General features: G+C 32.9%; 10 protein-coding genes. 4 read left to right on the top strand and 6 right to left on the bottom strand.

Features of this window, described 5'->3' with window-relative positions; translation table 11 throughout:
- Positions 1-63 precede the first annotated feature (63 nt).
- Entirely contained in the window at positions 64-753 is a 690-nt protein-coding gene (locus tag ACVC08_RS19110) for an LOG family protein (protein WP_452603268.1), read from the bottom strand.
- Positions 754-1,076: 323 nt separating this feature from the next.
- Positions 1,077-3,914 carry an excinuclease ABC subunit UvrA gene (uvrA, locus tag ACVC08_RS19105; protein ID WP_452603267.1) on the bottom strand — a complete coding sequence of 946 codons (2,838 nt, stop codon included), beginning with the start codon at positions 3,912-3,914 and terminating at the stop codon, positions 1,077-1,079.
- Positions 3,915-4,111: 197 nt separating this feature from the next.
- Here uvrA and ACVC08_RS19100 point away from each other — a divergent pair, with 197 nt between their 5' ends.
- Complete coding sequence (locus ACVC08_RS19100; RefSeq protein ID WP_452603266.1) at positions 4,112-4,636, top strand: hypothetical protein; 525 nt, start codon at positions 4,112-4,114, stop codon at positions 4,634-4,636.
- Positions 4,637-4,692: 56 nt separating this feature from the next.
- Here ACVC08_RS19100 and ACVC08_RS19095 read toward each other — a convergent pair whose 3' ends face one another.
- Positions 4,693-5,175: a hypothetical protein gene (locus tag ACVC08_RS19095; RefSeq protein WP_452603265.1), complete on the bottom strand. Its 483-nt coding sequence runs from the start codon at positions 5,173-5,175 to the stop codon at positions 4,693-4,695.
- A gap of 19 nt (positions 5,176-5,194) precedes the next feature.
- Positions 5,195-5,911 carry a hypothetical protein gene (locus ACVC08_RS19090; protein WP_452603264.1) on the bottom strand — a complete coding sequence of 239 codons (717 nt, stop codon included), beginning with the start codon at positions 5,909-5,911 and terminating at the stop codon, positions 5,195-5,197.
- Positions 5,912-6,014: 103 nt separating this feature from the next.
- Between ACVC08_RS19090 and ACVC08_RS19085 the strand changes: the two genes are divergently transcribed.
- Positions 6,015-6,617 (top strand): hypothetical protein, encoded by a 603-nt coding sequence (locus ACVC08_RS19085; protein ID WP_452603263.1) that lies wholly within the window; start codon positions 6,015-6,017, stop codon positions 6,615-6,617.
- A gap of 10 nt (positions 6,618-6,627) precedes the next feature.
- On the opposite strand, the gene ggt is transcribed toward ACVC08_RS19085, so the two are convergent.
- The gene (ggt, locus tag ACVC08_RS19080) at positions 6,628-8,346 is read right to left on the bottom strand and encodes a gamma-glutamyltransferase (RefSeq protein ID WP_452603262.1); all 1,719 of its coding nucleotides are present in this window, start codon (positions 8,344-8,346) and stop codon (positions 6,628-6,630) included.
- A gap of 3 nt (positions 8,347-8,349) precedes the next feature.
- Positions 8,350-8,952, bottom strand: coding sequence for an acyl carrier protein phosphodiesterase (locus ACVC08_RS19075; protein WP_452598480.1), 603 nt, complete (start codon positions 8,950-8,952; stop codon positions 8,350-8,352).
- Between the two features lie 78 nt (positions 8,953-9,030).
- Here ACVC08_RS19075 and glmM point away from each other — a divergent pair, with 78 nt between their 5' ends.
- Complete coding sequence (glmM, locus tag ACVC08_RS19070; RefSeq protein WP_452603261.1) at positions 9,031-10,419, top strand: phosphoglucosamine mutase; 1,389 nt, start codon at positions 9,031-9,033, stop codon at positions 10,417-10,419.
- A 27-nt stretch (positions 10,420-10,446) separates the two neighbouring features.
- Entirely contained in the window at positions 10,447-11,946 is a 1,500-nt protein-coding gene (locus tag ACVC08_RS19065; RefSeq protein WP_452596694.1) for an aminotransferase class V-fold PLP-dependent enzyme, read from the top strand.
- The last annotated feature ends 47 nt before the right edge of the window (positions 11,947-11,993 follow it).

The following is an 11,993-nucleotide window of genomic DNA, read 5'->3' as shown; positions in this document are numbered from 1 at the left end:
TTTTATTTAAAGTAACGTAAAAATATCCTTACGAGTATGGGTTTAACAATTGTTTATGTTTTTTTAGAAGTTTGGACTTAGGCCATATTCTTTATAGAATGCATTTAATATGTCTACAACTTCATCTTCTGTATCTACTAAATGAATTAAGTCTAAGTCTTTAGGGCTAATGTTAGAGAATTTGTCTAAAAGTGTCGCTTTTACCCAGTCCATAAGTCCAGACCAAAACTCTGTACCTACTAAAATAATAGGAAACTTTTCAATTTTATTAGTTTGTATAAGTGTAATAGCTTCAAATAATTCATCTAAAGTTCCAAAACCTCCTGGCATAACTACAAAACCTTGTGAGTATTTTACAAACATTACTTTTCTAACAAAAAAGTAATCAAAGTCTAAACTCTTATCGCTATCTATATATGGATTATCGTGTTGCTCGAAAGGGAGTTCTATATTTAATCCAACAGAAGTTCCTCCTGCTAAATGTGCTCCTTTATTTCCTGCTTCCATTATTCCTGGTCCACCACCAGTAATAACACCATATCCTGCTTCTACAATACCTTTTGCAACGCTTTCTGCTAGTTTATAATATTTATCTTCTGGTTTAGTTCTAGCCGACCCAAAAATAGAAACACATGGTCCTATTTGACTCATTTTCTCAAATCCGTTAACAAATTCCCCCATGATCTTGAATATAGCCCAAGAGTCATTTGTTTTATTTTCATTCCAATCTTTATGATGTTGTTCTTTTCTCATGTTCTTTTCAAATTTTAAAAGCCTCGAAAGATAGTACTTTAAATTATGTTATTAAACAACAAAAACAATTTTAGTTATAATTGTTTTTTGTATGTATTTAAGCTCTAAGATAGGTGTAAAAATGTAAATTGTGAAGGGCTTGAATAAAAAAGGAATTTACCTAATATGTTTATAGGTTTTTTCCTGTTGATTGCTAGAGGTTTATGCGGGATATTTGTGCGAAGTATAAAATATAACTTAAATAAGAAAAGCTTAAAACTCTAGAATTAGTCCAAATATATCCTCTACAATAGCTAGCTTTTGTAGAGGATATATTATTTGCTTTAGGCTAGTTCTTTTTTTAGAAAACGTGCGGTATGGCTTTTTTTGTGTTTAGCAACAACCTCAGGTGTGCCTTCTACAACTACTTTTCCACCACCTTTTCCGCCTTCGTAACCTATATCTATAATGTGATCTACTGTTTTTATAACGTCTAAATTATGCTCAATAATTAATACCGTATTGCCCTTATCTGCTAATTTATTTAAGACGAGCATTAGTACACGAATGTCTTCAAAATGTAAGCCGGTTGTAGGCTCATCTAAAATATAGAAGGTATTACCCGTATCTCTTTTACTAAGTTCTGTTGCAAGTTTTATACGTTGTGCCTCACCACCAGAAAGTGTTGTGCTTTGCTGTCCTAGAGTAATATATCCTAAACCAACGTCTTTTATGGTTTTTAGTTTTTTATGAATTTTAGGAATGTTCTCAAAGAAGTCTACCGCGTCATTTATAGTCATGTTGAGCACATCGCTAATACTTTTTCCTTTATAACGAATCTCTAATGTTTCGCGATTAAAACGTTTACCTTGGCAGGTTTCGCATTCTACGTAAACATCTGGCAGGAAATTCATTTCTATAACTTTTAAGCCTCCTCCTTTACAGGTTTCGCAACGTCCACCAGCTACATTAAAACTAAAACGCCCTGGTTTGTAACCTCTAATCATGGCTTCAGGGATTTTTGCAAACAGACTACGTATTTCTCCAAAGGTACCTGTGTAAGTCGCTGGGTTACTTCTAGGCGTTCTACCAATTGGAGATTGGTTAATATCTATAACTTTATCGCAATGTTCTAACCCTTTTATACTTTTATAAGGCATTGGTTTTTTTACACCGTTGTAATAATAGGCGTTTAAAATAGGGTAGAGGGTTTCGTTTATTAGTGTCGATTTTCCGCTACCAGAAATTCCTGTTACTCCAATCATTTTTCCTAATGGAATTTTTACAGAAACGTTCTTTAAATTATTTCCTGTACAGCCTTTTAACTCGATAAAATTTCCGTTTCCTTTTCTTCGTTCTTTAGGAATTTCTATAGCCTTTGTACCATTTAAATAATCTGCAGTTAAGGTGTTATGCGTAAGTAACTCTTTTGGAGTACCTTCGCTAATAATTTGGCCTCCATGTTTTCCAGCTCTTGGCCCTATATCTATAACATGATCTGCACGTTCTATCATGTCTTTATCATGTTCAACAACGATAACAGAGTTTCCTATGTCTCGTAAAGCTACTAAGGAGTTAATTAATTTTTCGTTATCACGTTGGTGTAGTCCTATGCTTGGTTCGTCTAAAATATATAATACACCTACCAACTGCGAGCCAATTTGTGTGGCTAAACGTATACGCTGTGCTTCGCCACCAGATAAAGATTTTGAACTTCTATTTAATGATAAATAGGTAAGTCCTACATCTACTAAAAACTGTAAACGTGCTTTTATTTCTTTAATAATTTCTTCGGCAATTTTAAATTGCTTTTCAGATAAATGTTTGGTTAAATCTTGAAACCACTCTGCTAGTTCAACAATGTCTTTATGCGCTAATTCGGCAATATTTTTACCATTTATTTTAAAGTATAAAGATTCTTGTTTTAAACGAGAGCCTTTGCATACGGGACATTCAATTTTATCCATGTATTCTTTTGCCCAACGTTTTAAAGAAGTCGATTCTGCATTTTTATATTGGTTTTCAATAAAATTGGCAACGCCTTCAAAATCTATTTTATAATCACGGGTAATGCCTAAAGTTTTACTTTCTACCGAAAATTTATCATTCCCGCCATATAAAATAAGCTGTTTTGCTTCTTTTGGGATGGATTTATAGGCATCGGTTAATTTAAATTTATAACGGTCTGCAATTAATTCTAACTGTTTAAAAATCCAGCTTTTTTTAGCAGGACCATGTGGCGCTAATGCTCCATTTTTTATAGAAAGGGAATCGTCTGGAATAATTTTATTTTCATTTACTTGGTATAAGTCTCCAATACCATTACAGTTATCGCAAGCACCTTTTGGTGAGTTAAATGAAAAATTATTAGGCTCAGGGTTTGGATACGAGATTCCCGAAGATGGACACATTAAATTACGACTAAAATAGCGTACTTCTTGCGAGTCTTGATCTATAACCATTAGTACATCGTCTCCATGATACATGGCCGTATTTATAGTTTCGGTTAAACGTTTATCATTATCCGCATTGTCATCAATTTTAAGTCTATCTATAACAATTTCAATATCATGTGTTTTGTAACGATCCAACTTCATACCTTTTACAAGGTCTTTTATTTCACCATCGGTTCTTACTTTAACAAAGCCTTGTTTTGCAATTTGTTCAAATAATTCACGATAATGTCCTTTTCTAGACCTAATTACTGGAGCTAAAATGTTAATGCGTTTACCTTTAAAACTTTCGGTTATTAACGATTTAATTTGTTCATCGCTATAACTAATCATTTTTTCACCAGTATTATAACTGTAAGCATCACTTGCTCTAGCAAATAATAAACGAAGAAAATCGTAAATCTCTGTTATGGTTCCTACGGTAGATCGTGGTGATTTACTGGTTGTTTTTTGCTCAATGGCAATTACAGGAGATAAACCATCAATTTTATCTACATCTGGGCGCTCTAAACCACCTAGAAATTGCCTAGCATAAGCAGAGAACGTTTCTATGTAACGGCGCTGTCCTTCGGCATAAATAGTATCGAAAGCTAAAGACGATTTTCCACTTCCAGAAAGTCCAGTTATAACAACTAGTTTTTCTCTAGGGATGGTAACATCGATATTTTTTAAGTTGTGGGCTCTTGCGCCTTGAACTTCTATATTTTCTTCGAAATTTGTAATAGACATAAGTAATTCTGTAGCTTGTTAAAACAGATTTGCGAAGATACGGGTTTTGTCTTTCTTTTTGAAATGAGTTAGTTATGATTTATTGTTAAAATAAAGTGAAGAGATCCTTTGCTGTTTTTCTAATTTTATGTTTAAATTTAAAACTGAAAAACAAGTTTAATACACAAACAAGATACCCGCTTTCTCGGGTTATGCTTATGAAATTATTAGGAATAGGATCAAGAATCAATCATCCAGAATATGGAAAAGGTGTAGTAACTAATGTGGACTCTAAACAGTATTGGGTAACTTTTATTGATAATGGTTTAGAAATGATAGATTTAGATGCAGATGTGGAAGTTATTGAAGCTGCCGATAAAGATGTAGATACCATTAGTTTTTTTGATATTGAAAGTAGTTTAAGGCATATTTTGAAACGTTACAGTGATGTTTCTGAAATTGTCCCGATTGCCGATAAATGGAAAGGTGGAAAGTTAATTTTAGAACCTAGCGACACCAATTTAAAAGGGAAAGAGTTACCAATTGATAGTTTTTTCCATAAAATTACCATGGTACGTGACCGATTACGTGTTATGGAACAAAAGGTGAATTCTAGTAATTTAGAAGAACAAGAAAAGATAGATTTACAACAATATATTACACGTATTTATGGAAGTTTAACCACCTTTAATGTACTGTTTAAATTGAAGGATCATAATTTTGTAGGGCAGAAGAGTAAGTAGGTTTACTTTAAAGGTTAAGTGAATTTTAAACATTTATTATCAGAATAATACAGTGTCTATTTATAAAGTAAGCGATATTTCTGGTTGTTAATTTCTAGATTAATTGTCGTAGTATCTGTTTTCTTTAGGTTTAAAAACGGCTTTCTTTTTATACCATGTCTTCTGTTTTTATTCATGAATAAAATCACAAGGTTTAAGGTGTCATTTGGTTTTACATCTATTGGGATGTTTGGTGTTATCGTTTTTCCGTTAGGTACAAATTTAACAACCAATGAATCGCTTTCAAAGGCTTTAGAGCTAAAGTCAATAGCATTAATATTTAGCTTTGTATTATTTAAAGTTAAAAGCTTTAAATGTAATGTAGACCATAAATACCTATTTCCTGTGTAAATTGTACTAAATTCAGGATTTTTTATAGAAAGTGTATTATTATTTGTGTTGTCTTCTATTAAATTGTAGCTATGGTATTTTGGAGGCGGTGGCATTAAGCAAGAGGCTACCGTAAAATAAACCAATGTTATAAAAATTACTTTTTTCATAGTATTAAAACGTAAAAAATTATTTTACAGTCTTAATATCCGTTATCTCTATACCCAAAACCAATAATTTATGAAAGGTTGGTAATTGTACTCCAGTTTTTGTCGTAGTCCAATCACTCCAAGTAGCTTCTAAACCATCTATAGGCAACATGGACGTCCACATTTTAAAACTTTTAGGTTTACCATCTTTGTCTAATAACCATAAATAAGAATCTCCAGGTGTAGAACCACCTTTAGTGTAAGTTACTAAAAGTGCTTTTTCATTATCTTCTAATGTAACGATGCTTCGTTTTACGCCTTTATCGAATACTTTATAGGGTGCTACAACCCAAAAGGAATCGTTATTAAATAAATCGATTGCTTTTTGTTTGAGTTCTGTTGTGTCTTCTCTTGTTACTTGAACTTCGTCTTTAAATACAGTAGTATTAGCAGGTGTTGTAAAATCTAGATTCACCTTATAGTTTTTCCAATACACTTCGCAAGTGTTTTTTGCTTTATTCCATTTAAAATGATGACGCTTTTTAAACGTCCATTCTATATAATCGGTTACATTAAAAGCATGATAATCTAAAGCATTAAGCATTTGGTATGCTAATGTATCAGCTTGTTCTCCTTCTTCACCTGTTGGTAATTCTTCATTATATTTAAAGTAAAGAAAACCATAAAGTAATAGTGTTGGTAGTGTAAAGAAAACGATTAAACCTAAAGTAATCTTTAGTATTTTTTTTAGTTTCATAAAAGCAAATATTTCATTTTCAAAGATAAAGAATTAATTCATTTCATTTTTTTATTCGAGTTGTAGTATTTCATTATATTTAGCCAAAATAAAGAGAGAATAAATGAAAAAAACTACACAGATTTTTGCCTTAATATTACTAATATGTAGCTATAGTTTTATGGGGTGTAAAAATGAAAGTGCTAAAGATGGTATTATTGAAATTCCTAAAGAAACAAGAGAGCCAAATGATGACGAACTTCGTGATTATGGTATAATTTCTGGAATAGAAGATAACGGTTATCCTTTTTACTCTATAACAGTGTCTTTTCCTGAGCGAAATGTAAAAGGATCTTATAATCTAAATATAGAAGCAATTCATCAAGATATTGAAGCATTGAATGCATTAAAAGATAAGGATGTTACATTATACTATAAAAGTGAAGCAGATAATATGGTTATGGATGTGCATTTTAATGAGCGTTCTATACATTTTGAATCTACACCAGAAATTGATGCTTCATGGAAAAAAGTTACAGGTATACTTAAAGAAGCTATGGCAGAATCTGGTGATACACCTAATACTTTTTCTGTAACGACAAAAGAGGGTAGAGTAGCGTACTTTACTGATTTTATTACAGAAAGAATGGCTCTAAGAAATGGTAAAGAAGTTACGGTTTATTATAAACCAAGATATGTTAATAAAATTACTTATTTAAAAGCTTAAAAACCATAATTTAAAACCCAGAAGCGGCATCATCTCCACGATTATCTGCGCCACCCTCTAGTTTTCCACCTGGCAAGACTAAAATGGCATCTACAATACCAATTACAGGAGAGCGCTCTTCATTAATATGATGTCCTTTTTGTTCTAATGCAGTTATAATATCTTTAGAAAAGCGATTAGGTTCCATTCTAATTTCATCGGGTAACCATTGGTGATGAAAACGAGGTGCGTTTACAGCATTTTGCATAGACATGTTAAACTCATGGACATTTAAAATAGTTTGCATTACAGAGGTTATTATGGTAGAACCTCCAGGTGTACCAACAACCATATATAGTTTTCCCTCTTTTTCAACAATAGTTGGAGTCATAGAACTTAGCATTCGTTTTTGGGGTAAAATAGCATTAGCTTCGGCTCCAATTAGTCCATAAACATTTGGTACTCCAGGTTTGCTACTAAAGTCGTCCATTTCATTATTTAAGAAAAAACCTAACGCTTCACAAAATAGCTTAGACCCAAAACCAGAATTAAGCGTTGTGGTTACCGAAACAGCATTTCCAAACTGGTCTACAATAGAGTAGTGGGTTGTTTCATCACTTTCTATAATGTCTACAGTACCATGCGAAATGCTACTAGATGGCGTAATAGCATCAAACGAAACATTAGCCATTCTATTAGATAAATAAGCATTACTAATAAGTTCATCTTGAGGAACGGTTACAAAATCTGGATCTCCTAAATAATAACTTCTATCGGCATAAGCTCTTCGTTCTGCTTCTGCTAATATGTGAATTGCTTTTACAGAGTTATGGCCAAACTCCTCTAAGTTATAAGATTCTACAGATTTTAAAATTTGAGCTAAAGCAATACCGCCACTAGAAGGTGGCCCCATAGAAATAATATTTAAATCATCGTATTTAAAAGTAATAGGTGTTCGCCATTTAGCCCTATAATTTGCTAAATCTTCAACAGTAATAATACCTCCATTATCTTGAATAAATTGAGCCAATATTGTAGCCGTTTTTCCTTTATAGAATTCGTCTGGACCATGCTGCATAATCCTAGTTAAGGTTTTGGCTAGATTAGGATACTTAATAGTATCGTTAGCTTTCCATGCTTTTGCAAAAAGTATAGTATCGTTATTTGCAAGTGCAAAATCTTCTAACTTTTCTTCTATACGTTTCTCTTGCTTTTTTGTAACAATAACGCCTTTATTGGCAAGCGCTATAACAGGTTTCATAATCGTTTCTATAGGTAGAGAGCCAAATTTTTTATGGGTTTCAAAAACACCAGCAATAGAACCTGGTACACCAACAGCCATAGCGCCTCGAGTACTTAAATTGGGGATGACATTGCCAAGCGAATCTAAATACATGTTTTTAGTCGCCAATGCAGGGGCTTTTTCTCTAAAATCAAGACTGCCTATAGCACCGTTGTTTAATCTGTAAACCATAAAACCACCACCGCCAATGTTTCCAGCGTATGGGTAGGCTACGGCTAGTGCTAATTGTGTAGCAGCCATAGCATCAAAAGCATTACCGCCTTGTTCTAGCATGAGTTTACCTATGTTAGATGCTTCAACACGTGCCGAAACAACCATAGCTTTTTCAGTAATAAGTCCTCTTTTTTGAGTCTCATTTTTACAGGAGTTAAAAGCTATTAAAATAAAACAAAATAGTACTAATGATTTTGTTTTTAAGGTGTTGTATGCTATAAAAAGGTGTCTCATTTTTTAATTGTTTAGGCTATTTTGTATTTCGGTTAATTTTTCTCCAGAAAATTGAATGAGTTCCTCAAAAAACTGAGTGAATTCGTTTTCAAATTCATTATAAAACTCTTGCAATTCATTAACTGCCAAATTCATTTGAGATCTATTTTTGGTACGACGATTCATACCTTCTAAAACTTTTGCGATTCCTTCAATAGAGGCATAGCTTAATAACCAATTATCTGCAATCATGTATGGCATCATTTTTTGAATGCGTTGTGGTAGTGTATTAAAGCTGTCTTCTAATGTATCGTAGAAATCATCAACATAATCAGCCAATGGCGTATTAGAATAATTCTCCCAATTTTTAGCAAGAAAATGGTCGTACAAGATATCTACAATAACTCCAGAATAGTGACCGTATTTTTCGTGTAATCGTTTTGTGCTTTGTCTTACAGTTTTATGAGCATCTGTAAAAGTATCTATTTGCCTATGTAATAAAATACCAGCTTGTATGGCTTTAGGGTACTTTTTGTAATTTTTACCTCGAATACCATCGGCAATAAAATTACCAATAGTTACATCTTTGTTCTCTCCAGATAAATAAATGTGTGCAAGAAAATTCATTCGGTGAATTTACGAATTCCGATTTAAGAATTCCGATTCTGAAATGTTATATTTGTACCTCAATTTTAAAATTTATTTATGACACTTATAAAATCTATTTCAGGAATTCGTGGAACTATTGGTGGAGCTGTAGGAGATAACCTAACACCTATAGACGCTGTTAAGTTTGCTTCGGCTTATGGAACATGGTTAAAATCGCAACGAAGTAAAGAGAGTTATAGAGTGGTTGTAGGGCGCGATGCTAGAATTTCTGGAGAAATGATTCAGAGTCTAGTAATGCATACTTTAGTAGGTTTAGGAATACACGTTATAGATTTAGGCTTATCTACGACACCAACAGTAGAGGTTGCAGTGCCAATGGAACATGCAGATGGTGGTATTATTCTAACAGCGAGCCATAACCCAAAGCAGTGGAATGCTTTAAAATTATTAAATGCAAAAGGTGAATTTTTAGATGCCGTAGAAGGCGCTAAAATTTTAAATATAGCAGAATCTGATGCTATGGAATTTGCAGATGTAGACGATTTAGGAAAAATAACTAAAAATGAGGCATATATAGATTTGCATATAGATGAAGTATTAGCTTTAGAATATGTAAATAAAGACGCTATTGAGGCTGCTAACTTTAAAGTTGTAGTAGATGGTGTAAATTCTACAGGAGGTATAGCAATTCCTTTATTACTAGAGCGCCTAGGAGTTGAAGCAGTAAAGTTGTATTGCGAACCTAATGGGCATTTTCCGCATAATCCAGAGCCTTTAAAAGAGCACTTAACAGATTTATCTGATGAAGTTAAAAAAACGCATGCAGATTTTGGTATCGTAGTAGATCCAGATGTAGACCGTTTAGCGTTTATGGATGAAAATGGAGACATGTTTGGAGAAGAATATACATTGGTAGCTTGTGCAGATCATGTTTTAAGTAAAAATCCTGGGAATACTGTAAGTAATATGAGTTCTACCAGAGCATTAAGAGATGTTACTGAAAAACATGGCGGGACTTACGAAGCTAGTGCGGTGGGAGAAGTTAATGTAGTGGCGTTAATGAAAAAAAACAATGCTGTTATTGGAGGAGAAGGTAATGGAGGTATTATATACCCTGCATCTCATTATGGGCGCGATGCATTAGTTGGTGTGGCTTTGTTTTTAAGCTTATTAGCAGAAAAGAAAATAAGTGTTAGCGCGTTACGTAAAACATACACTAGCTACTTTATGAGTAAAAAGAAAATTGCACTAACGCCAGAAATAGATGTTGATGCTATTTTAAAAGCTATGGAAGCTAAATACGCAAACGAAAACTTAACAACGATAGATGGTGTAAAAATTGATTTTGCCGAAAACTGGGTACACTTACGTAAAAGTAATACAGAACCAATTATTAGAATTTATACAGAGGCTAAGTCTCAAGATGTGGCAGATTCTTTAGCAGATAAAATCATTTCAGAAATTAAAGAAATCGCTAATATTTAGTATTTTAGCAATAGCAAATAAGGTATTATGATAACTACAAAAAAAGAAAGTACACGTTACTCTGAGTTAGAACACTATTTTTCTCAATTCAGAAATAATATTGTAGGAATAGATCAAGAGTTTGAATCCCCATATGGTAGACAAAAAATAATCTATACAGATTGGACTGCTTCAGGTCGATTATATAGACCTATAGAAGATAAAATTTTAAACCAATTTGGCCCTTTTGTAGCAAATACCCATACAGAAACTACTGTTTCTGGAACTGCTATGACGAATGCTTACCACAAGGCAAGAAACATTATTAAAGGTCATGTAAACAGTAATGCAGATGATGTATTAATTGTTGCAGGAAACGGAATGACAAGTGTTGTCAATAAATTTCAACGTATTTTAGGCCTAAAAGTCCCTGAGAATATTATTAAATATACTAAGATTCCAGACGAAATACGTCCTGTTGTTTTTGTGACACATATGGAGCATCATTCTAATCATACCTCTTGGTTAGAAACAATAGCTAAAGTTGAGGTTATTCCAGCTGGTGAAGATGGTCTTTTTAGTTTAGAAAATTTAGAAGTTCTTTTAGAAAAACATAAACATTGTACTTTAAAAATAGCTTCGGTTATTGGGGGATCTAATGTAACAGGAATACAGACACCATATCACCAAATAGCAAAATTAATGCATAAACACGGAGGTGTTTGTTTTGTAGATTTTGCTTGTTCTGCACCTTATGTAGATATTAATATGCACCCAGAAAATGAAGATGAAGCATTAGATGCTATTTTCTTTTCCCCTCATAAATTCCTAGGTGGACCAGGAACATCTGGTGTTTTAGTTTTTAATAAAAAACTATATAAAAATATGATTCCAGATTGTCCAGGTGGCGGAACCGTAAGTTGGACCAATCCTTGGGGTGAGCATAAATATATAGATAATATAGAAGATAGAGAGGATGGTGGAACTCCAGGTTTTTTACAGACTATAAAAACGGCTTTAGCTATTAAGTTAAAAGACCAAATGGGAGTTAAAAATATGCTAGACAGAGAGCATGAGTTATTACATCAAGTTTTTAAAAACTTTAAAGGCATAGACAACATAAAAATATTGGCGCCCAAACATACAGATCGCCTTGGTGTTATTTCTTTTTACATAGAAGATTTGCACTTTAATTTAGGAGTGAAACTATTAAACGATCGTTTTGGAATACAAACGCGTGGTGGTTGCAGTTGCGCTGGAACTTATGGCCATTACTTATTACATGTAGATCAAGAACAGTCTAATAAATTAGTTCATGAAATTACATTGGGAGATTTAATACGCAAACCAGGTTGGATACGCATGTCTATACACCCAACGACTACCTGCGATGAAATAGATTATGTATGCGATGGTATTGTGGCTTTAGCAAAAAACCACAAAGAATGGGCTAAAGATTACGAATATAATAAGGCCAATAACGAGTTTATTCATAAAACATTTATGCCTAAACAAGATACACGTGTTAATGATTGGTTTGAATTATAAGTCTTTCTTAATATAATATTAAAACAAAAATGCCAAGATTAAATAAT

It is taken from the genome of Pontimicrobium sp. MEBiC06410 (assembly GCF_053601615.1).
This window is presented reverse-complemented; position numbering and strand designations above follow the sequence as displayed.